Genomic DNA, 22,618 nt, shown 5'->3' on the forward strand with positions numbered 1-22,618 from the left:
AAATCAAAAAAGGAGGAGAATCATTGAGAAATTCTATTGAGTTTGAATTATTTGGTGATTACGCTCTTTTTACAGATCCTTTGATGAAAATGGGGGGAGAAAAGCTATCCTATCAGGTGCCGACTTATCAATCTATTAAGGGCATCGTCGAATCGATATACTGGAAGCCGTCTCTTCTTATGATTGTCGATGAAATAAGAATTATGAATGCAATCAAAATGGAGTCGAAAGGCATTCGTCCTATTGAATATGGTGGAGGAAACACGCTTGCTAATTATACATATTTAAAGGATGTTCGTTATCGTGTAAGAGCCCATTTTGAATTCAACCTGAATCGTCCAGATATGGCCTTTGATCGTAACGAAAATAAACATTACAGCATCTTTAAGCGCTCCCTCAAAGTCGGAGGGCGGAGGGATATTTTCCTCGGTGCTCGTGAATGCCAAGGTTATGTGGAGCCAGCTAAATTTGACGAAGGTGAAGGATTTTATGATGGATATGGAGACATTCATCTAGGTACGATGGTTCATGGAATCAATTACCCAGATGAAACTGGTAGAAATGAAATGGAAGTGCGTTTATGGAACCCGGTAATGAAAGATGGAGTCATTCAATTTATTCGGCCTGAAAAATGTACGCAAGTCCGTAAAATATCAGAAATGAAGCCGAAGGTTTTTAACCATTCAAACGTCGAGTCTGCTGATGTGCTTTTAAAGCAATTAGAAGAGGAGGCGAATACATGAACTGGCTATTGAATTTATACGAGACATATCAATCGAATTTAGACCGAATCGGCAAAATTGAAAAAAAATATAATGGTCAAGAATATACGTTGTTGCCTATTTCTCACACCACCCAAACAGCACATATCGAAGTTTCCATCACGGAAGAAGGAGAATTTCACTCAGCGACAATCATTAACAAAAGTGATGCAAGTACATTGATTCCATGTACGGAGGATTCAGCGAGCCGTTCTAACCAAATAGCCCCTTATCCTCTTCATGACAAATTAAGCTATGTGGCGGGGGATTTTGTTACCTATGGCGGGAAAATCAAAAAAGAAGAGCCGTTCTCTTACTACATAAGCCAATTGGGTGAATGGGCATCATCATCATATGCTACAGACAAGGTAAAAAGCATTTATCGCTATTTAAGCAAGCGGAGATTGATCAAGGACTTAGTAGAAGAAGGCATTTTGTATGTGGATGCTAATGGGCAATTAATTGACACGTGGGATAAAGAAGCTGAAACTTTACTTGGAGAAAAGCCACCAATTTTTTCATCAGTTACTGGTAGTCAAGTAAGCGCTTTCGTAAGATTTAATGTGTATTCTCCGAATGAGATGTTGAAAGATGTCTGGAAAGATCCTGAGATGTACGAGTCTTTTATCAAGTTTTATAACGACTTTTTGATTGAAGAGGATTATTGTTATGTAACAGGAAAAATAATGCCAAGTACGGAAAAGCATGCCAATAAGATCAGAAATGCAGGGGACAAAGCGAAGTTGATTTCCGCAAATGATACGAGCGGCTTTACGTTTAGAGGGAGATTTAACAAGGCAAATGATGTCGCAAATATAAGTTATGATGTATCCCAAAAAGCGCATAATGCATTGAAATGGCTCATTAATAAGCAGGGAAAAATCGTTGATCAACGTGTGTTCCTTGTCTGGGGTAATGATGCAGATGATGTTCCAGATTTTTTAGAAGATAGTTACGACATTTATTCAATGGATTTAAGATCAACGGAAAAACAAGAAATTAAGTCTTATACACATGAGCAATTTGCAGATGAAGTCGCTAAGGCAATTGATGGCTATAAAAATAATTTGTTGACTGGTGCTAATATAAATATTCTGTTGCTCGATTCAGCGACAACAGGCAGATTAGCTGTTCTATACTACCGTAATATGGATAAAGAACTTTATTTAAACAAGTTAAAAAACTGGCATTCCACTTGTGTATGGGTACACCGCTATCGTAAAAATGAAAATAATGAATTTGTGGAATTTTATGGGGCACCATCAACGAAAGATATTGCGTTTGCTGCTTATGGGCCAAAGGCAAGTGAGAAAGTGGTCAAAGGATTGATGGAGCGTATGCTACCTTGTATTGTGGACGAGCGGGAAATTCCATTCGACATCGTCAGAAGTGCCCTTCAACGTGCATCAAACCCTGTGTCAATGGAACGATGGGAATGGGAAAAAACATTAAGCATTGCATGTGCATTAATCAATAAACGGGAGGGATATCAAATGGCGTTAGATAAGAAAAATAATGACCGTGATTATTTATTTGGACGTCTTCTTGCAATTGCGGATGTTCTGGAAAGAAATTCTTTAGATCCAAGGGATCAACGTGCTACAAACGCCAGAAGATACATGCATTCTTTTTCTCAGCATCCGGAAAGAACGTGGAGGACGATTCAAGGTGCTCTACAACCATATCAAGCACGTTTAGGAGAAAAGGTTTGGTATTATAACAAATTAATAGATGAGATTGGTTCAAAAATAAAAATTGAGGATTTTAATAATAAACCGCTATCTGGCAGATATTTATTAGGCTTTTACAGCCAGCGGCATGATTTGTATCAAAAAAAGGAAAAGGATGTTTCGCTAGATAAAGCAGTTAATAATGGGGAGGAGAATTAAACATGACAATTTTAGATCATAAAATCGACTTTGCGGTTGTTCTATCTGTTACAAAAGCGAATGCAAATGGAGACCCTTTGAACGGGAATCGTCCAAGGCAAAACTATGATGGTTATGGTGAAATCTCTGATGTAGCCATTAAAAGAAAGATTAGAAATCGCCTTCAGGATATGGAGGAATCTATTTTTGTTCAGGCAAATGACAGGAAAGTTGACCAATTTAATAGCTTAAGGGAAAGAGCAGAAGCGAATGCAGATTTAGTAAAAGCATTAAAATCGAAAGAGAATCCTAGTGAGAAATTTGCTGCAGTTGCATGCAAGGAGTGGATTGATGTAAGAAGTTTTGGACAAGTTTTTGCATTCAAAGGAGGAGCTGGAAAAGGTGTCTCTGTCGGAGTAAGGGGCCCTGTTTCTATTCATACAGCAACAAGTGTTGATCCGATTGATATCACTAGCATGCAAATTACGAAAAGTGTGAACTCAGAGCCTGGGAAGGAAAAAGGTTCAGATACTATGGGGATGAAGCATCGTGTCGATTTTGGAGTTTATGTTTTTTATGGAAGCATTAATACACAATTAGCAGAAAAGACAGGTTTTACTAACGAGGACGCGGGAAAAATTAAAGACGCACTTGTTACATTGTTTGAAAATGATGCATCAGCAGCACGTCCTGAAGGAAGTATGGAAGTACATAAGGTTTGCTGGTGGGAGCATAAGTCAAAGCTTGGTCAGTACTCTTCTGCAAAAGTACACCGTTTACTGGATATTAAACGGGCTATTGAAGAACCGAAAACAATTGATGATTATATCATCAATGTCCATGAGTTAGATGGTTTAAGGGCTGAGATTATTGATGGACTATAATGAAGAAGATAGTTATCTCATGTTATCTGGTATTCAACATTTTCAATTTTGCAAACGGCAATGGGCTCTCATTCATATTGAACAGCAGTGGAGAGAAAACGTTAGAACGATTGAAGGACAGCATCTTCATCAAAAAGCTGATCAACCATTTATTAGAGAGAAACGAGGGAACAAACTCACTGTTCGCGCGATGCCTGTAAAGTCAAATGAGCTTAAAATTACAGGCATTTGTGATGTAATTGAGTTTGTTCAAGATAAAAGTGGTGTTGAAATATCTGGTACTGAAGGAAAATACGCTGTTTATCCTATCGAATACAAACGAGGAAAACCAAAAAACAACGATGCAGATTTACTACAATTAGCAGCGCAAGCTATATGCTTAGAGGAAATGCTACTTTGTGAAATAAGCATAGGGTATATATTTTATAACGAAATCAAACATAGGATTGAAGTACCTTTAACAATTGATGTGAAAGAAAAAGTTAGATTGATTGCCGTAGAAATGCACGAATATTATAAACGTAAACATACACCTAAAGTAAAGACAGGTCCATTTTGCAAAAGTTGCTCCCTTCAACACATCTGCCTACCAGAACTAATGAATAAACGATCTGTGAAAAGCTATATTGAAGGGAAGATTACGGGATGAAAAAACTTCTTAACACATTGTTTATCACTCAACCAGACGTGTATTTATCGTTAGATGGAGATAATATCGTCCTTTTGAAGGAACAAGAAAAGCTAGGTAGACTGCCACTTCATAACTTAGAATCTGTTATCTCCTTCGGCTACACCGGTGCAAGCCCAGCGTTAATGGGCTATTGCGCAGAAAGAGATATTTCACTAGTATTTTTAACAATAAATGGTCGATTTCTTGCGAGGGTGATAGGGCAAAGCAAGGGTAATGTAATTTTAAGAAAGAAACAATATTCTACATCTGAAGATGAAATAGCATCTGCAAAAATTGCACGTAACTTTATTACAAGTAAAATCTACAATAATAAATGGATGATTGAAAGAATGACAAGAGATTATCCGTTGCGAATCGATGTCACACAATTCAAAGAAGTATCCCAACATTTATCATCTATCATTCTTGAAGTAAGAAAGTGTGAAAACTTAGAAAGATTAAGAGGTTGGGAAGGTCAAGCAGCTATTAGCTACAATAAATTAATCAATCAAATGATATTACAACAGAAAGAGGACTTTTATTTCCATACACGTTCTCGAAGACCCCCATTAGATAATGTGAATGCAATGTTATCATTCGCTTATACATTATTGGCAAATGATACAGCATCCGCACTAGAAGGTGTTGGGTTAGATGCATATGTTGGTTTTCTACACCGAGATCGACCGGGAAGAGCCTCTCTAGCTTTGGATGTAATGGAAGAGTTGCGTGGCGTTTATGCAGATAGGTTTGTCTTGTCATTAATTAATAAAAAGGTCATGAATAAAGGGGATTTTTTAAAAAAAGAAAATGGTGCTGTAATTATGACGAATGAGGCAAGAAAGAAATTTTTAACAGCCTGGCAAAATAAAAAGCAAGAGAAGATAACACATCCATACCTAGGTGAGAAGATATCGTGGGGATTAGTACCGCATGCACAAGCCTTATTGTTGGCCCGCTTTTTACGTAATGACTTAGATGAATATCCGCCATTTTTATGGAAGTAGGTGCAGCATTTGCTAGTATTGATTACATATGATGTTAGTACAATCACTAGTGCAGGAAAAAAAAGACTACGCAAGGTCTCGAAAATATGTCAGAATTATGGTCAACGTGTCCAAAACTCAGTATTTGAATGTGTTATAGATGCAGCTCAGTTTACAGCTTTAAAAATAGAGCTTGCTAATATTATTGATAAAGATCAGGATAGCCTCAGATTTTATCGTCTAGGTAAAAATTATAAGAACAAGGTAGAACATATTGGTGTAAAAGAATCAATTGATTTAGAAAGCCCTTTAATTTTTTAGTGCGAATGTATAGCACACATAAAAATTTAGATACATTCGCACCTTAATTTTTATGATTTACAATTGAATTTTATAATTTTCTGTATAAACTCCTTTATTTAATAAAGAAAATAGCGTATCTTTGAACGTAATTTACGTATTTATGCGTATTTTGAACAAAAATCACAGTCGCATCCCTTATGGATGCGTGGATTGAAATATGATCCGAAAGCGGAAATGGAAAAGATGAAGGAAGTCGCATCCCTTATGGATGCGTGGATTGAAATTAAATCGCCTTGTAAACACGCACCAATAACCTCTTGTCGCATCCCTTATGGATGCGTGGATTGAAATTCTAACTTAGATAGTAAGAACAGAGTAGGAGTAGCAGTCGCATCCCTTATGGATGCGTGGATTGAAATTTCCATAAACACTTTGTCTGTATCAAACGGACGCGTCGCATCCCTTATGGATGCGTGGATTGAAATAATGAAATTAGCAGTTTATCAATCTTCTGCATTAGTCGCATCCCTTATGGATGCGTGGATTGAAATAAAACTAGAAGAACTTGACGAAATAAAAAGAAGTGTCGCATCCCTTATGGATGCGTGGATTGAAATGTAACATGTTTATAAACGTGATAAACCTTGATTGTCGCATCCCTTATGGATGCGTGGATTGAAATATTTTGAAGGTGCAGGTAGATTCGAAAGTACAATAGTCGCATCCCTTATGGATGCGTGGATTGAAATTAGTCCATTGTAGATAACTGACAAGTCATCATCTAGTCGCATCCCTTATGGATGCGTGGATTGAAATTGTAAACTGATTTTGAAATATTTGTCGATAGATTGTCGCATCCCTTATGGATGCGTGGATTGAAATATTAGTATTACCTAAGTTTTAAGAAGATATAGCCGTCGCATCCCTTATGGATGCGTGGATTGAAATTCAAGTAGATTCTTGATAGCTTTTGCCTCTGGGTGTCGCATCCCTTATGGATGCGTGGATTGAAATATTAGTATTACCTAAGTTTTAAGAAGATATAGCCGTCGCATCCCTTATGGATGCGTGGATTGAAATTCAAGTAGATTCTTGATAGCTTTTGCCTCTGGGTGTCGCATCCCTTATGGATGCGTGGATTGAAATATTAGTATTACCTAAGTTTTAAGAAGATATAGCCGTCGCATCCCTTATGGATGTGTGAATTGAAATCGTGATGCCTCACGAGTTGGCTAAAATGCTTAGTGTCGCATCCCTTATGGATGCGTGGATTGGAATTATGCTCAATATTCAACACGAGTATATAATGAATGTCGCATCCTTTATGGATGCGTGGATTGAAATATCATATGGATTTGGTAAATCAAATGAGAAAAGATCGCATCCCTTGTGGGTGCACAAATTGAAATCAACCTAGTATGCGAAATTTAACTCCTAGTTATGTTGCTCATATTGAATAGCAGTGGGAAGAAAACGTTAGAACGATTGAAGGAATTGATTTAGAAAGCCCCTTAATTTTTTAGTGAGAATGTATAGCACACATAAAAATTTAGGTACATTCGCACCTCTTATGAGTGCGTGGATTGAAATATGTTGTTAAAAAACTTTTTGTTCAGCCGAGCAAGTCGCATCCCTTATGGATGCGTGCAACTGTGTTGTAAACTATTCACTCCCCAAAATGTGAACCTTTATTCTAGGTTTACATTTTCTATATCCTATTATGGTGCGTGAAATTTTTAAAACTTTTATTGCAAATAAACGTGGAAGAATAGTATTCGACATATTACGAATCAGTTATATAAAATAATTAAAATTAAATTACCAACCTATGAAACACAAAAAGCTGAAACCCCTTCTTACAGAAGGGGTTTCAGCTTTTTATTTTTAAGCATACCCTTTACAACAAGTTGCCATTAGGCTAGTGTATCAGCAACTTGTAGCTATTACTATGAATGCTAGATTCCTCAAAATTATTACATATTTTTTAGTTTTATCCTTAATTCTATATTATGCTCAACAATTAATAAAATTCCTATTTTCAGTGACTTTTAAAAAATGAGATTATTGGACAAGCTGTATATAAAAGCTTAAGGAAGTGGATAATATGAATTGGTATTCTAAGCCTAGATCAGCTTTAGGACGTTTTTTAGACAAACATAAAATTACACAAGAAGAATTATCTTCAAAAAGTGGGGTTACCCGCTCTACTGTGAGTCGATTGTGCAGTTTGGATAGCGTATCACCTACAACTAAAAATTCTAATCGTATCATTATAACTTTACGGAAGTTAACTGGTAAGAATGTAGATTCCACTGACTTTTGGGCATAAATTTATTAAAAAACATCTTCCATCACAAATGTCCTCATAAAAACATTTTGCTTTACAGCATATTGCTCTAATTTGGATTGACGGTAATTCGATAATGTAAAGAAGATAATTACTGGAACAATATTATTCTGTCGTTTATAGATATCTGTTATATGGCCATATAACTGTATTTTATGTTCATTTGCTTTCATATGTTGCATACGATCTATTTCAACAAAATGGGGGACTTTATTTTCAAAATAAATTGCATCTGGAATGATTTGATGTTGCTGACCATTGATTGAAATTTCTATGGGGCGCTCCGTTTTCCATTCAGGAAATCCAAGCCACATCCAACCTTCATTTCGCATTAATATGTGTTGTAATTGACTATTTTTCTTTACTTCCTTAGTGAACCCTAATAAATCACGTCCCTTTTTATTGAGGTAATAAACATGTTCACGGGCCAATTTAGTGACATGGCAATATGGTTGTAAATCCTTTAATATCCGATTCGCATTTCGAATACTACCTAAGCAATGAATGGCTTGCAATTGTCTCCTGGTTGCAAAGTCTAACTTACTCAAAGTGGATAAAATCTCGATTTGTCTCGCTTTCTGTTTGAGGGTTTGATGCCTCATGTTCCTTCACCACCTTGTATTGCTTCAATAAATTCCACATATCTTTATCCTTTAAATAAGGAACTTGAATTTCTTCTGTACGATCCGTTTTAAATAATGCTCTTCCAGGAAGGGAAGGGAGTTCTTCAAGACCTGATTCATCCAGGGCTACTTGAGAAGCGACCGCTGTTGGTAAACGGAAACCTAATTTTGCGTCGCTATTTTGTTTGATTTGCCTTGGCAAAGTATCAGCAGTTGGATATTGCGTGCAAAAAATTAACCTGAAGCCTAAACCCCCTCCAATTCTTGCAATCTCAGATAGCATCTCCTGGCATATAAACAATAAATCCCGTTGTTTTTTAGGTAACCCTTGTGTTGGACAAAGATTTGCTCCTTCATCTACTATGATGAAACAACGCTCTTTAATTGATGTGTCTATAATATTGGTAAAATAGGACTTTTTCATTACCTCAATTTGTTTTACCATCTTTTCACGTAATCTAACTAACATCTCCAACGCCTGTTCTGGATTTTCAGCTACTTCTATTACTTGAGACAGATCTTTATATGGACTAAATTCTAGACCTTCCTTTAAATCAATAATGTAAAATTTTACATGTTGAGGTTGTTGTAGAATCAAACTCGTCATTATATTTTTTAGAAATACTGTCTTTCCAAAACGAGTCATGCCACTTACGCACATATGTGGTGTTTTCTCAAAATCATGATATACATGTTTATCTAATGCTTTCCCCATCATAACGCCCCATGTGTGCTCTTTTAAAAGATCCTTAGACCAATTCCACCTCTCAGGTATTTGTTGCTTAAATACTCGAATATATAGCTCTCTCTCTTGGAATGATATTTTAACAGGTTTATATAATCCTTCTTCTAACACCTCAGCTAATTTCTTTATCAGTTGGCTAGGCACACCTAATGGTAACTTGTAGACATAATTCTTGCTTATGTCATCTTCAATTTCTTTTACAAAGATGGGGTATTGTAATTCACCTTTATGTTGGACACAAACCTTTGTAATCTCAAAAAAAGTTGCAATTTTTTTCTTATCACTTATTCCTTTATTTTGATTAAAATAAGCAACTGTTATAAAGGTTAATGGGATTAATAAAAGTGACAACATATCCTCCATACCTCCTTGTAGGTAGTTGAGCATGTATGGAAGGTTAAAAAGGCTAAATCAATAGGCAATACTATAATTATCTTCAACTACCAGTTGTAATACTAACGTAGAAACACATCTAGTATATCTATTAGCACGTACCAAACGGTTCCAATCAACAAGCATTTGAGACCCGCACGTAGCAACCAACTTGGAAGATAAAGACCTTTCTTCTTTAGAAATTTTATCCCCAAAACTGAGGCTCCAGTCACACCATAAACAATTCCTAACTCTCCAATAATAGACATGTTATTTCCACCCTTTCGGTTTAATAGACAAGTTTCCTTTACGATCTTTATATAGTTGGTAATCCTCTAATAATTCATCCCAAGATAATGCACATTCATTTCCAAATAGCTTCTCCTCAATTTTTTCACTCAAATAAAAATAAGCTCGATATTGTCGATCAAAATACACATCGTATCGCAACATATGGTCCCGTATCGCACAAATATCTTCCTCCTCATTTGTTTTATTAAACATTTGGCGTAATGTTTTCGAAGAATACAAATAAGGTGTACTGTACAACATTTGATATTGACTCATAACTTTTCACCATCCATATGCAATTCTAGGTTCTCTAGATACATATGAATGTGATGCCATATTTCGAATTTGTACTTGAAAAAAGGACAAAAAAATCCATCGGGTGGTTCCCAATGGATTTAGATCACAATATTATACTTTTCGTCTTCTGAAACTTGCAAGCTTGCGGAATGAAACAAAATCTCACAATTACCTAGTCTTCGTTTTGTTTCTGTTTCTAATTTTTCTTTTGCGAATTCTAATGAATTTGCTTGGACTGTTGTGGATTGTATGGTTGTTACCTTGTCTTTATACATTACGGAAAAATCAATCTCATATTGATAAATCACTGTACCATCAATCTCCTTTCCTCAGCATACAGTTAATATATATGCAAAAAAACTAGACTTATTTATTAAGTAAAGTTTAGGTGAGGGGTAGTTTATAGAATTACAGAAATATAAAAATAATAAATCTGATATTCATATAACTAAATTTACATTTTGAAGGGGAACAGTTTTTTTAAAATTAGCAACATATGGTCCCGTATCGCACAAATATCTTCCTCCTCATTTGTTTTATTAAACATTTGACGTAAGGTTTTCGAAGAATACAAATAAGGTGTACTGTACAACATTTGATATTGGCTCATAACTCTTCACCATCCATATAAATTTCTAGGTGCATTTAATAAATATGATGATCATTCACTTTTTCAAATTTGTACTTCAAAAAAATACAAGAGTGCCATTTAATGGACTACTCTTATACGTTAATTTAAAATATAAAAAGGTTTAAGATGAGGTGATTTTATTTGAGCAGTCTATTTATTATTGGGAATGGGTTTGATCTAGATCATAAATTACCCTCAAGCTATGAAGACTTTCGTAAATACTTACTTCGAAAGTATCCAAATGCAAAAGGTATGTCACCATCCTACATGATTTCAAGTACGATCTTACCGAATGGAGGAGAGGAATACGATAAAGAAGAGGTAGTTTCGTTCCTTCTGGATGTTATTTCTAAGGCTGAAGGATATGGAGACTGGAAGGATATTGAGAGTAGCCTAGGGAAATTAGATTTTGAAGAGTCTTTTTCACAAATGTCATATTTACTTGACGACGATGATGACGACAACGATGTTTGGAAACGTGTTGATCGATACGAAAGTGTGGCCAGGCACTTTTATCATGTCACTATTAAAATAAAAGAACTTTTCCCGAATTGGATTGAATCTATTTCCTTGACGAGTGTTAACCCCAACATGAAATTCAAGAAATTAATTGATAAAGAAAGGGATACATTTTTGACCTTCAATTACACTAGAGTACTAGAGGAAATTTATTATGCAGAAAACGTATTCCATATCCATGGTGAACAAGGGGGAGAAATTGTTCTCGGTCACGGGGAGAATTTCCCAGAAGATTACGAAAACAGCTATTGGGGTTCCGAAGAATCTTTACTGAAAATACACATGGATTTAAAAAAAGATACTAAAAGCATTATTGCGTCTTCAAAATCATTTTTCGATGGATTGTGTAACATTGATAAAATCTATTCTTACGGTTTTTCCTTTTCAAAAGTTGATTTGTCTATATAAGAGAAGTACTTAAAAAAGTCCATTCAGAAAATATTACGTGGTATCTAAATGACTATGATCGTGAAGAAAGAAGGGAAGAATTTAAAGAAAAAATAAGAGAATGCGGCTTTAAAGGTGTTTTTAGTATCTATAATGTTCGACAATAATCTCTAAGAATTAGAAACTATGCTATAATGTGAAAAGATAACTGTGAGGTTAGGGTGGAAGGGCTATCCTCCTTTTTTCCATTTGGAAAAGAAGGGGGGTGAACATGCCATGGAAGTTTTTCTTGAGTTTCTAAAAGAAATTATAAAAGCTGTCCTTCGTGAAGTGACAGCTCATATATTCAAACAGAAATTTTTAGATAAACGAAAAACCACCCTTTCTTCCAGCCGTCCAAAGCGAAAGAAAAAGGGTGGTTTTCGTAAAAGATAATCGTTGATAGCCACCACCTGGCGGTAGCAGTTATCTAAAGATGAGCACATGTTAGCGCATGTTGCTCTCTTTTTTATTATATTCATTGTGAAATGAAAAATACTTTTGTTTGTACTTATATTATAGCATGTATAAGTTGATTTGCAATTCAAGATGCTACAAAAGAAAATAAGGTAAAGTCAAAGTGTAATATCCTAATTTCTTTTAATGAAAATAAGAATATTTTGATATTCGGTTAGTCAAGTAAGTTATCAAAAGGGGATTTGAATTTATGGCTTTAAATCACGAATTTGGCATAATTAATGACATTTATAATCAAAAGACTTACAAGAGTTACACTCCAGATGTACATAACTGTATTTGTGTAAATGATGATACTATCAGCAATTTACTTAAATCTTTATCAACAATGAAAACGTATTTTCATTCGTTAAAACGTTCCGAATACGGTTTAGCGTATTCAGGTATTACGATTATTCCACCTGAATCATTATCTCAATTCTTAGATGTGGTTATATCTCACAAAGGTATGAAGCAATCTGCTGATCTTAACGAATTAGCTAAAAAAATTATTCAAGCAAAAGAAGAAAATAAATATATGATTCACTTTGGAATTTAAAAAAGGGGCTATTATTGATTTTAGCGTTTTTAATTAGGATATTTTTATTAGACTCACTGGTTCGGTATTATTTAAATTAGATCCCTATTTTAATATGGTTACATAATATAATTATATTCAATCAACATAATGTTCTATGTTTTGTTTGTTTTATATAATAATTGTTTTATATGTTTTATATGTTTATATGTTTTAGGTGCACGAAATATGTTGATATATAAGTGATTGTGGCGTTTAACTATAACAAAAATGGTTTTAAAGATAACAAATTTGGTTTTTACTATAACAAAAATGGTTTTAAAGATAACAAATTTGGTTGCTAAACTATAACAAAAATGGTTTTAAAAATAACAAATTTGGTTTGACTATAACAAAAATGGTTTTAAAGATAACAAATTTGGTTACTTAACTATAACAAAAATGGTTTTAAAGATAATGAATTTGGTTTTTACCATAACAAAAGTGGTTCCAAAGATAACAAATTTGGTTCTATATTATATATCTCTTACATTGTACTTTAAGAAAATTAACTATAACAAAGGTTAGATATTTGTTATAGTTAGTATAAAAGTAGGGGTAGGAAAGAAAGGATGTATGTAGGTATGTCTCCAAATCAAGATTTGCAGATTAAAGATAACAATATTGTTTCGAAATCAAATACTTTAATCGAAGCAAATTCGCGTTTAAATCTGGTTGAGCAAAAGATGTTACTTTGTTTGGCTAGTAATATTGAACCGAGTGATCGAGATTTTAAAACATATACATTCCCAATTAAACAATTTCACGACTTACTTGGGTTAAGTGGATCTACTAAATATACTGAACTAAGTAAAATCACAAAGGAATTATTATCAAAAGTGATTGAAATTCGAGTAGGCGAAGAGCTCATACAAGTATCCTGGCTCTCTTCAGCAATTTATAATAGAAATAAAGGAACAATTGATATGCGCTTTGATCCTTTATTAAAGCCCTTTTTATTAGAACTAAGTAGCAAATTTACAAGTTATAGATTGGCTAATGTTGTTAAGCTAAAGAGTACATATGCAATACGTATTTATGAACTATTAAAACAATATGAGGATTTAAAAGAACGCACAATTAGTCTTGAAAATCTAAGATACTATTTAGATGCAATGGATGTATATCCCAACTATGCGAATTTTAAGCAACGTGTATTGAAACCTTCTCAAAAGGAATTGAATCAAAAAACAGATATTTCTTTTGAGTTTGAAGAAATCAAATCAGGTAGAAAAGTGCAAAGGATTAGATTTATAATACGTAGTCAAAAAAAGAAAGATTCAGATTTAATTACTTTTGAAAAAAAATTAGATCGGTTTCAACAGCTAAATACATTTGATGAAAAAATCAAACGTTTTGAAGAACGCTGTAAAGAAAAAGTATTTCCGAAAGTATTCAAAAAATGGAAAGAGCATGAAGATATTGTATTAGAGATAATAGATGATATTCGCTTTCGATCAGATATAGATTCACCAATAGGTTATGTAGAATTCTTGCTCAATTCACGGTTAAAAGAACTGGAGGATAAGGAAAGATTAAATCCAGGTATTCAAACAAAAGAAGAACTACATAGTAATGTTTTACTTCAGATTAATAATATTATAGATAACATAATTAGAAAATATTCAACATCTACAGGCGCTGTAGCTACATTTTTAGTAAAAAATACAGCTATTGAAGAATTAAGTGGCTTAGTTACATTAGATGAAGCTGAAAAGATTTGGAGCGAACATGAGGGATTTGTGATGGATAAAATTTATGAGTGTATAAAAATGAATCGAAGAAAAAAAAGATAGAACACTAATCCCTGCAAAGTTAGCACATTGCTCACTTAGTGACTGAACATATACTCAAACAGAAATTTTTAGATAAACGAAAAACCACCCTTGCTTCCAGCCAACCAAAGCAAAAGAAAAAAGGGGGGCGTAAAAGATAATCGTTGATAGCCACCATCTGACGGTAGCAGTTATCTGAAGATGAGCACATGTTAGCGCATGTTGCTCTCTTTTTTATTATATACATTGTGAAATGAAAAATGCTTCTGTTTGTACTTATAGCATAGCATGTATAAAGGGATTCGCATTCAAGATGCTACAAAAGAAAATAAGCTAAAACCCCTATTGTGCCTATAACACTTCCAACAATTATAAGTAAGCTAACAACCCCAAATATCAAATAACATAGGTAATAAACCCCTATTGCTACAAATATTCCAATTAACAATACACCTATAACTTGTAAAATAAATGATGTTAGAAAATATAATACAGCCAAAATCCCTCCAGAAATCACAATGTAATATCCGAGTTTCTTTAATCTTTTTAGCCAGTTTTTTTGTTTAATCATCGGAATCTCCATATAATACGAGTCACCTCTTTTATTATTAAATACAAAAATGGAGTGCTTTCTCCTAAAAGTAAGCACTCCATGCTGTATTTATACGTATTGTTGTTTTTTTGCTACTTTTGATTTTTCCCATTGTGAAGTTATTTTACTAATTTCTTTTAAATCTAACTTTTCATCGGGAATCAGATCTACAATAGCCCCTTTAAATAAAAAATGTGTTTTATCATCAGTCTGGACATAAATCATGTATGGATCACGGCCATCAATAATACCAGTCAATGTTTTTCCGTTCTGTAAAACAAACTTACATGGCATTTTGCAGTGGTCTAAATACTGTAGGATTGCATCAAATTTCAAAACCATTTTTCATCCTCCCAATACATTTATTATTTATATCCCTATTTAAAAATCAACTTCCTCATTATCTTCTTCAGCAAACCCACCAATTACTTCTTTAGCATCAATAATTTTTCCTTCTTGAAGCATTGATTCCTCTACTTTAAATTCTTGTTCTGTTGGTTTTGGAACAAAACCATTAGTGAGTAGTAAATCTAGTTTGCTTTCAACTGTATCTAACTTTTTCATTAGTTGTTCATAGCGTTTTTTCTCTTGTACTAATTCAACAACATATGATGTTAGCTGTCTACTATTAGCTTTTTCATTAAGGATCTGATAAACATCATTTGGCATATTATCAGCACCTAGTGCCATCTTTCTCCTTTTAGACATATCAGCACATCCTTTTGTTTTAAGCTAATTGTTCTTTTGTTTCATTAATTGCTTTTAATTCTAACGCAACTAGGTTGATTGTACGTGAAGTTGGTGTGAATACCTCTTTTTCATCACTTTTGATAATATCAGTTAGGAAGAAGTGGTTATTTTCGGCCGCCGTTTCAGACATATGATCTAATAACGCTTGACGAATATATGGTTCTAAAACTGGTGCTTCTCCTCCAATGTAGATAAATTTCAATACTGTGTTAGTGCTTGATGGAATAAATACATCAAGTACTTTAGCCACTAAAATTCTTGCATATTCTTGTAAGGCTTCTACAATTTCATCTGTAAAAGTGTATTCTTCACCAGTATTTTCGTTCATTAATACATATCTTTGTTCTTTGTAATTATTAACAATAAATTTCTCAAGTGTTCTTAAATCTTTAAAGAACTGAATTAACTTTTCTTTTCTGAATCGTTCAAGATAGCCCAAAAACGGCTCAATATCAATTACTTGGAAAGAATCCCTATGTTTTGGTGTTGTAAGTCCTTTACCAAGTCGTACAGCATCTGTAGAGCCTCCGCCGATATCAGTTAAAACTACTTCGTAATCATCAAACTTTTCAGCTTCCTGGCGTTTTTCAATACTAATTACACCTGAATTTTTATCTTTTGCTACCATTTTATATTTTAACGAATGTCTTGCTATTTCTGATTCATTTAGACATTTTGCTCTCTGAACTGTAATGGTTAACTCCTTTTCCATTCCTGGTGTTAAAACTTTAACTTTATGCTCACCACTGAATCTTTCTTCCATCTTTTTATGTGCAATGCTGAATTTTTCTTCTCTTTTCAGAAGCCATATTGGTAACATCATACTCATGTAATCAATTTCAATTATATTATCTTCATTATCAGCGTTTAGTGCATGATAATATGCAATAGCTCCTAGGAAACTTATGTAAGGAATAGGACTTTTAATTTTATCGTGCATCTTATTAACATGAGAGTTTGCTAATTGATTATCTTCAGCTAACTGTCCTACTAAATAGTAAGATTCTTCACCCTCGATTTCAGTTGAAATTAGTAATCTGTCCAATAAATCTTCTGGATTTGAAATACGATCTACAAGTAAATCTTCAGCTTTTTTCTTAGAAATCTTAACCACGTTTGTTGCAAGCTCAAAATAATACCCATCTACCATAAAGTTATTAAAGCTATTTCCGAAATCCGCTACATTTCTTCCGATTTTCATTATAAATTCCTCCTTCACATTTTAAGTACGACTTAAGTGTTACTATTAATTATATTTTAGCACATTTAACTCAAAAAGCAACCTCTTTTAATATTAAGTGCGACTTAAGTAATACTTATTTTAAAAGTTCTATTTTTATGCCTATATAATCGAAATTTCTAAAAGGAAATCTCCTTAAATAAACGAATTAGACGAATAACGAATAAATGACGACATGACGAACATAGATGACGACAAGTAACGTTAAACTGTCAACATATAATGACGAGGTGACGACATATGACGACGAGGGAAGACCATGATTATGAAGGGTGGCGCGGCAACCAGGAAGGATCATATAAAAAAACATATTCCCTTGCTGATATAGCCAGGCATATAGGGAAGCCCCGCACAACACTTCAAGCCTGGCGAGATCAATTTAAACCTTATTTACCTACTGTACCGGGCACAAAGGGGAGAACCCTTAGATATTCCAAGGAATCACTAGAGCTTTTTAAGTTGATTGCTAATATGAAAGATGCTCAAGAACCACCAGATGTGATAGAAAATATGTTAAAGAAAACTGTAAATTATATTGTTGTAGAGGAAGAGTCCGATCTAGATAATGAAATGACGAAGCCTGTTCTTCAAAGAATGTATGAGAGTATGGGAGAGGTTGCTATTTACCTTCAAAATCAAGAATCATTAAATATACAACTTTTACATCATATAAAAGAATTAGAAGAAAGTAATAAAGTTCTCCTTAATAAAATTGAGGATCAACAAAAAATGATCGATAAAATAGTAAATAATAAGGATCAACAACTTTTAGAGTTAATTCGAGAAGTGCAAGCAACGAAAGAAATTGTTGCATCAACAAAGCAAGAGGGTTCATGGTTTTCACGATTATTTAAAAAGTGAATTACATGTGAAAGTCTCCATGTTGAAATGAAGGGAAGTTTGTAAAGAATATTTACAGGCTTCCCCTTATTATGTATTAAATTGACAAGCCTCGTTAATAAATACAAAAAACAATGTAGAATTATAGAATACTATATTTATTAAATCTTGTTTTAAAAAATTAAAATCAATAAAAACATTAGAAATAATTTTTAGGTCATTGTCCTTACTCTAACAAGACATCTAGAATTTTTTCTTAGTAAATTTCATAGTAAATTCGTCAGTAAAAGATAGAATGTTCTGTCAGTTGAAGACTGAATGTTCTAGGGGAATTTTATGATTGGAGTACAAAAATTCATATATTTTAAGGGGAATACTGAGACTCTGAGTGTTTAAGAAATGTAGAATAGGAGGAAAAATTGTAAAAGGAATGACAAATAACCTTGCTAATTATGTTTTTTTTGAGCAAGGTTAGATTATATATGTTTTTTTATATATTCAATTAGAATTCCTTTAATTTTTGTAGTACAGTATCCATCTTAGGATCATTAAGCCAGTCATAGATTTGTACTTTATTCTTGCGTTCTTCACCAAACTTTGTATTATCTAACTCTTGTAATTTATGATCCATACGCTCTTTTCTTTGTTTAGATTTTTGAAAGAACATTTTCATAAAATGAGCAGGGTTACTTATTTCAGCTTGATTATGTTGGAACCATTCAACGCATTTTTCAAAATCCCATCTTTGATAACAATCGATATCTTTTGGCATTCTTAAAGCAATAGTATAAGCATCTTGTTCAGTTAAGTATGTTACTGGTTGACTTGTTATAAAACGATACGTTTTTTTCTGATCTCCACTTAAGAAATCTTCTAAATCCTGTTTTCGATTTGGTTCTTCTATGCTAAAAATATTTAAACCACTTGATGACATCGGTGGATTACTTTCTATGTCTTCGTGATTAGTTTTTGCCGTTTTCTTAAAAATTTTCTCCTTTAAAAACCTTGTGAAAGTAGAGCATATATCAATTGCTAAAGCCCATTTTACCTTAAAATATTCAATGATTTTTAAGTAGTTGTTATGTATAGTCAAGATGTAAACCGATGGAGCAATTTTCCCATGTCGTCTCACTTTGATTTGTTGACATATTTCTAAGTCTTCTAACCAATTGAAAATGTAGTTAATAACAGGCCTTGAAATGCCAGATTTTTTGCTGATACGTTCTTGTCTTACTTGGGAATATCCTTCTTGTACTAAGTATGACAAAATGGTTTCTAATGCTTCATATTTTCTTTTAGTAAGAAACTCGTTTGCGGTAATACCTTCATATTCTAGAACAATTTTATCAATGTAAGTAATAACTTCCTTGATTGCTTGATTAATAGCCCCAGGTGTTTTGGATAGGTGTTTGATTCGAGGACTTAGTTCGACTTTTGCTCGACTAAGCAAAAAATTTTGTAATATCACAAAAAAACCTCCTATTTATCCCACCACATATTTTCAGAAAAATGTTGGAAAAATAGAGGTTCTTATTCACATTATATTCATCTTATGTTATAATTCTAACTATAAGTGAATATTAAAAATGTGAAATAAGACCCATACTATTCTTGGGGTTTTAAATTGGTTCAGGTCGCCAAACTCGAAGCCAATTTAAAACTGAGTGTAGTGGGGTTTTTTTTTATGCTTATATATTCTCTAAAATCTTTTTTTCTTCAAAAAATACAATCTTTCATTCTATCTTATATTGTTATTAAAATAATATCAATCCCCCTAGGTTGGTTTTGTTATCCTATGTGTAAAAACTCATTCCAAATCATTATAAAAAAGACTTGAATTTTAAATTAATTACCATATGATGTAATTTTAATCTAAACATTTGGTATAATATGGATTGTGAAATCGGTACTTTCAAGATGGAGTAATAGTCAGAATTTTCTGTAAAATAATTAGAAATACTTTAGAGACGGAAGGTGTACACCTAACCATAAGTTCCTCGTGTTAAAATATTTCTAATTATACAATTTATAAGGAAGTGACGGTAAGTAAAAACATAATGACAAGACAATTTTTCATTACTTTGAATGTATAGTGTTATCAAAGTGTTGATCACCCGATAGCAATAGTAAATTATTAGCTTCCAAGAATATAACAAAATAGTACACTATAGATCAGAACGCCTTTTCTGTAATTTATATTGGGTATTGTGTCTTGTGCTCGGGAGGGGGGCTTTACATTGGAGAATTTAATGAAAAAGTTGTTGAAAATTAAAGAAGAGAAGAAAATCAGTAGTAGACAACTTGCAAAGGATATTGAAACAAGTAAAACTACCATTGACAATGGACTTCAATGCAAAACGGACGAATTTAAATTTGAAGTTTTCTTAAAATTCATTCATCTTATTTGTGATAACTCAGAAGAGCAAAGACAAATGATTCATGAGTATATTCTATTATGTAAAACACCGCTAAATATTCGAAAAGCGTTATGTTATTGTCAAGCAATGGGAGAGTACGATTTAATAAGACAAATTATACAAAAACATGATGATAAAAAAGGGTTAAAGAAGTATTTGGACGTTTATAAAATTCAAAATAAAAGGAATCAAAACATTGCAAGAGGACAACAACTTCTTGATGAAATATATGCAAACGATTTTTCATCAGATACAGATTGTCAAGCAGCTTTAAGTATTTTATATATGGAAGCTATGTATGATAAACAAAATTATAATGCTGTTATTCCGTATGCTGATCGTACAGAAGTTATTCTAAAAGAAGTAAAACAAGACTATATTAAAAAATGTTTACAGATGAAATATAAAGAGCGGTTAGCTTATATATACTTAATAAGAAACGATTTAGAAAGATGTCGGAATACCTGTTATGAAATTTTGGAATCTGAGATGGATATTTCTATAATTAAAGCTACAGCTTTGTGTTGTTTAGGTGAAAGTTTTACATTTGAATGTCCATATACAGCTGAAAAGTATATTAAGCGAGCAATTTCTTTATGTGAAGACATTCAGGTTCCACAAAAGGCACAAAAATATCTTGCCTTTCATACCACTTTGGCACATTTGTACATAGAAAATGGTATTAATTTAGATAAAATAAGGTTTGATATTGTTCATAAATCGGAGCTAGCATTTTACGAATGTATGTATGGTGATTGGGAAAAGGGAATTTCTTTATATGAGGAATTGAGAAAGAACGGAAAAAAATTCACTCCTTTCCAGATGTATTCGTATTCTAAGGTGAATAATGATATAATAGGATTAAAAAAATCTTTAGAATCTTTTGAATTAACAGGTAATGTCTTTTATTCTCAATATGTTAAGAAGGAGCTATTAAAAGAAGAGGTGAAGTCAAGTGAGTAAATTTTTTGCCGTTACGTTATACACGGTAATGATATTGACATCTTTCTTTCAATTAGAATTACCAGATTCACAACATGCACAATCACTAGAGACAAATAAATATGATATGTATTCAAGAGCTGATCCTGGAGGGGGTTGAGCTGTTTAAATGGGAGAGACGCTACTAATAAGTAGCGTCTTTCGTACTTTTTGAGGATGGTTCATTATTAAATATCCAAAAAATTTCGTGCCACTTTATAAAAACATATATATCCAAGTATAATATGGGAGGGTTAAAACACAATGGATTTTAATCAAGAATGGTTTAATGAAATGATTGATAAGGACAATCAAATTTTAGAAATTTACCGTGAAATCTTGCTTCTAATCGAAAATACTCAAGAGGAATGACAAGTTTTAACTGTTCTTTAATTTGTTTTTAATTTCAATTCTATGTGTTAAATACTTGGCATACTCAATTAATTCATTTTCTAATAGTGGTTTATCCTTGTCTGGAATGCTCTTATAACTTTCATACAAATCTTGTGCTAAACGTTCTACAATAACCTTTCTATCTTCAGTTGTAAGCACCTCATTATCACTAATTTTATGATTTAGGAGTCGATCAGTACTTACATTAAAATAAATTGAGATCTTCTGAAGCATTTCAAAACTTGGTTCTTTTCTGTTATTTTCCCAATTCGAAAGAGTGCTACTTGCGACTCCTAGATCATCTCCAAGTTCTTTCATACTTAATCCTTTGAGTGTTCTTAGGATTCTAACATTTTCTCCAAAATAATTCTGTATCATTTATTTCACTCCAATCGGTTTGTGTACCTTAAGAATATTATCGTTTCCTGTCGTTAAAAAATTCACCTAAGGGATAAAAAACTATCCCAAACGGATTGACATTCTACTTTTAGGAGAATAGAATGTATTTAAGGGGGTGATGAATTGACTATGTTACGTAACATTAGAGAGTTGAAAGGTCTTACAATTCTAGATGTGTCTCAAGCTTCTAATATACCTGTAAAAACTTTATATCATATTGAAACGGGTAAAAAAGGGCTCATCGAGAAACGAGCAAGGGTTCTCGCTAATCTCTTTAATGAGCCGATTGAAAAACTGTTTTTAGCTACGTATTATCGAGCAAAGTTAGAATAAAACGTTTTCCAATAAACAATAACTATACATTTATATTGTAAAGGAATAACACGGAAAAGATACAGCTTTATTACTATTTTTTAAGCTTACAAATCTGAAAAGTAAGTCTTTTAAAGCTGATCCTTGAAAACTGCATATCATA

Annotated in this window: 25 protein-coding genes and 1 CRISPR repeat array; of the genes, 14 read left to right on the forward strand and 11 right to left on the reverse strand. The window is 33.0% G+C overall.

The window, feature by feature from the left end; genetic code table 11:
• Positions 1 to 23 precede the first annotated feature (23 nt).
• From cas5c to PLX19_RS22510, 7 genes are all read left to right on the forward strand, one after another.
• Positions 24 to 743, forward strand: a complete 720-nt coding sequence (gene cas5c / locus PLX19_RS22480) for a type I-C CRISPR-associated protein Cas5c (protein ID WP_272191078.1) — start codon at positions 24 to 26, stop codon at positions 741 to 743.
• The gene (gene cas8c, locus PLX19_RS22485; protein ID WP_272191079.1) at positions 740 to 2,650 is read left to right on the forward strand and encodes a type I-C CRISPR-associated protein Cas8c/Csd1; all 1,911 of its coding nucleotides are present in this window, start codon (positions 740 to 742) and stop codon (positions 2,648 to 2,650) included. The genes cas5c and cas8c overlap by 4 nt, the downstream gene beginning before the upstream one ends.
• A gap of 2 nt (positions 2,651 to 2,652) precedes the next feature.
• Positions 2,653 to 3,513 (forward strand): type I-C CRISPR-associated protein Cas7/Csd2, encoded by an 861-nt coding sequence (gene cas7c / locus PLX19_RS22490; RefSeq protein WP_272191080.1) that lies wholly within the window; start codon positions 2,653 to 2,655, stop codon positions 3,511 to 3,513.
• The gene (gene cas4, locus PLX19_RS22495) at positions 3,503 to 4,162 is read left to right on the forward strand and encodes a CRISPR-associated protein Cas4 (protein ID WP_272191081.1); all 660 of its coding nucleotides are present in this window, start codon (positions 3,503 to 3,505) and stop codon (positions 4,160 to 4,162) included. The genes cas7c and cas4 overlap by 11 nt, the downstream gene beginning before the upstream one ends.
• Positions 4,159 to 5,190: a type I-C CRISPR-associated endonuclease Cas1c gene (cas1c, locus tag PLX19_RS22500; RefSeq protein WP_272191082.1), complete on the forward strand. Its 1,032-nt coding sequence runs from the start codon at positions 4,159 to 4,161 to the stop codon at positions 5,188 to 5,190. The genes cas4 and cas1c overlap by 4 nt, the downstream gene beginning before the upstream one ends.
• A 9-nt stretch (positions 5,191 to 5,199) precedes the next feature.
• Positions 5,200 to 5,490, forward strand: a complete 291-nt coding sequence (gene cas2, locus PLX19_RS22505) for a CRISPR-associated endonuclease Cas2 (protein ID WP_272191083.1) — start codon at positions 5,200 to 5,202, stop codon at positions 5,488 to 5,490.
• A 167-nt stretch (positions 5,491 to 5,657) separates the two neighbouring features.
• Positions 5,658 to 6,816: a CRISPR direct-repeat array (repeat unit 32 nt; unit sequence GTCGCATCCCTTATGGATGCGTGGATTGAAAT).
• A 760-nt stretch (positions 6,817 to 7,576) separates the two neighbouring features.
• Entirely contained in the window at positions 7,577 to 7,801 is a 225-nt protein-coding gene (locus PLX19_RS22510; protein WP_272191084.1) for a helix-turn-helix domain-containing protein, read from the forward strand.
• Between the two features lie 5 nt (positions 7,802 to 7,806).
• Here the strand turns inward: PLX19_RS22510 and PLX19_RS22515 are convergent, their stop codons facing one another.
• From PLX19_RS22515 to PLX19_RS22535, 5 genes are all read right to left on the reverse strand, one after another.
• Positions 7,807 to 8,421, reverse strand: coding sequence for a replication-relaxation family protein (locus PLX19_RS22515; protein WP_272191085.1), 615 nt, complete (start codon positions 8,419 to 8,421; stop codon positions 7,807 to 7,809).
• Positions 8,360 to 9,541 carry an FtsK/SpoIIIE domain-containing protein gene (locus PLX19_RS22520; protein WP_272191086.1) on the reverse strand — a complete coding sequence of 394 codons (1,182 nt, stop codon included), beginning with the start codon at positions 9,539 to 9,541 and terminating at the stop codon, positions 8,360 to 8,362. The genes PLX19_RS22515 and PLX19_RS22520 overlap by 62 nt, the downstream gene beginning before the upstream one ends.
• Positions 9,542 to 9,642: 101 nt before the next feature.
• Entirely contained in the window at positions 9,643 to 9,828 is a 186-nt protein-coding gene (locus tag PLX19_RS22525; protein WP_272191087.1) for a hypothetical protein, read from the reverse strand.
• 1 nt (position 9,829) lies between these two features.
• The gene (locus PLX19_RS22530; protein ID WP_272191088.1) at positions 9,830 to 10,126 is read right to left on the reverse strand and encodes a hypothetical protein; all 297 of its coding nucleotides are present in this window, start codon (positions 10,124 to 10,126) and stop codon (positions 9,830 to 9,832) included.
• A 119-nt stretch (positions 10,127 to 10,245) separates the two neighbouring features.
• A complete protein-coding gene (locus PLX19_RS22535; protein WP_272191089.1) occupies positions 10,246 to 10,455 on the reverse strand; it encodes a hypothetical protein in 210 nt (69 codons plus the stop codon).
• A 464-nt stretch (positions 10,456 to 10,919) separates the two neighbouring features.
• Here PLX19_RS22535 and PLX19_RS22540 point away from each other — a divergent pair, with 464 nt between their 5' ends.
• From PLX19_RS22540 to PLX19_RS22555, 4 genes are all read left to right on the forward strand, one after another.
• Positions 10,920 to 11,705: a bacteriophage abortive infection AbiH family protein gene (locus tag PLX19_RS22540; RefSeq protein WP_272191090.1), complete on the forward strand. Its 786-nt coding sequence runs from the start codon at positions 10,920 to 10,922 to the stop codon at positions 11,703 to 11,705.
• Positions 11,706 to 11,960: 255 nt separating this feature from the next.
• Complete coding sequence (locus tag PLX19_RS22545) at positions 11,961 to 12,119, forward strand: hypothetical protein (protein WP_272191091.1); 159 nt, start codon at positions 11,961 to 11,963, stop codon at positions 12,117 to 12,119.
• Positions 12,120 to 12,390: 271 nt separating this feature from the next.
• Positions 12,391 to 12,738: a short-chain dehydrogenase gene (locus PLX19_RS22550; protein ID WP_272191092.1), complete on the forward strand. Its 348-nt coding sequence runs from the start codon at positions 12,391 to 12,393 to the stop codon at positions 12,736 to 12,738.
• Between the two features lie 602 nt (positions 12,739 to 13,340).
• Positions 13,341 to 14,552: a replication initiation protein gene (locus PLX19_RS22555; RefSeq protein ID WP_272191093.1), complete on the forward strand. Its 1,212-nt coding sequence runs from the start codon at positions 13,341 to 13,343 to the stop codon at positions 14,550 to 14,552.
• A 295-nt stretch (positions 14,553 to 14,847) separates the two neighbouring features.
• Here the strand turns inward: PLX19_RS22555 and PLX19_RS22560 are convergent, their stop codons facing one another.
• The 4 genes from PLX19_RS22560 to PLX19_RS22575 form a co-directional block, all read right to left on the reverse strand.
• Entirely contained in the window at positions 14,848 to 15,102 is a 255-nt protein-coding gene (locus PLX19_RS22560) for a hypothetical protein (RefSeq protein ID WP_272191094.1), read from the reverse strand.
• A 90-nt stretch (positions 15,103 to 15,192) separates the two neighbouring features.
• On the reverse strand, positions 15,193 to 15,465 hold the full coding sequence (locus PLX19_RS22565; RefSeq protein WP_272191095.1) for an RNA chaperone Hfq: 273 nt from the start codon (positions 15,463 to 15,465) through the stop codon (positions 15,193 to 15,195).
• A gap of 39 nt (positions 15,466 to 15,504) precedes the next feature.
• Positions 15,505 to 15,831, reverse strand: a complete 327-nt coding sequence (locus tag PLX19_RS22570) for a hypothetical protein (protein WP_272191096.1) — start codon at positions 15,829 to 15,831, stop codon at positions 15,505 to 15,507.
• A 19-nt stretch (positions 15,832 to 15,850) separates the two neighbouring features.
• Complete coding sequence (locus PLX19_RS22575) at positions 15,851 to 17,074, reverse strand: ParM/StbA family protein (protein ID WP_272191097.1); 1,224 nt, start codon at positions 17,072 to 17,074, stop codon at positions 15,851 to 15,853.
• A 279-nt stretch (positions 17,075 to 17,353) separates the two neighbouring features.
• Here PLX19_RS22575 and PLX19_RS22580 point away from each other — a divergent pair, with 279 nt between their 5' ends.
• Positions 17,354 to 17,974: a DUF3967 domain-containing protein gene (locus PLX19_RS22580; RefSeq protein WP_272191098.1), complete on the forward strand. Its 621-nt coding sequence runs from the start codon at positions 17,354 to 17,356 to the stop codon at positions 17,972 to 17,974.
• A gap of 481 nt (positions 17,975 to 18,455) precedes the next feature.
• Here PLX19_RS22580 and PLX19_RS22585 read toward each other — a convergent pair whose 3' ends face one another.
• Positions 18,456 to 19,421: a Replicase RepFR55 gene (locus PLX19_RS22585; RefSeq protein WP_272191099.1), complete on the reverse strand. Its 966-nt coding sequence runs from the start codon at positions 19,419 to 19,421 to the stop codon at positions 18,456 to 18,458.
• Positions 19,422 to 20,202: 781 nt separating this feature from the next.
• Between PLX19_RS22585 and PLX19_RS22590 the strand changes: the two genes are divergently transcribed.
• Positions 20,203 to 21,333, forward strand: a complete 1,131-nt coding sequence (locus PLX19_RS22590) for an AimR family lysis-lysogeny pheromone receptor (RefSeq protein WP_272191114.1) — start codon at positions 20,203 to 20,205, stop codon at positions 21,331 to 21,333.
• A gap of 396 nt (positions 21,334 to 21,729) precedes the next feature.
• Here the strand turns inward: PLX19_RS22590 and PLX19_RS22595 are convergent, their stop codons facing one another.
• Positions 21,730 to 22,122 carry a helix-turn-helix domain-containing protein gene (locus PLX19_RS22595; RefSeq protein WP_272191100.1) on the reverse strand — a complete coding sequence of 131 codons (393 nt, stop codon included), beginning with the start codon at positions 22,120 to 22,122 and terminating at the stop codon, positions 21,730 to 21,732.
• A gap of 144 nt (positions 22,123 to 22,266) precedes the next feature.
• On the opposite strand from PLX19_RS22595, the gene PLX19_RS22600 reads away from it, so the two are divergent.
• Positions 22,267 to 22,476 carry a helix-turn-helix transcriptional regulator gene (locus PLX19_RS22600; RefSeq protein WP_272191101.1) on the forward strand — a complete coding sequence of 70 codons (210 nt, stop codon included), beginning with the start codon at positions 22,267 to 22,269 and terminating at the stop codon, positions 22,474 to 22,476.
• Positions 22,477 to 22,618 lie beyond the last annotated feature (142 nt).

This window comes from Bacillus sp. BP-3 (assembly GCF_028401955.1).
GTDB lineage: Bacteria > Bacillota > Bacilli > Bacillales > Bacillaceae_G > Bacillus_A.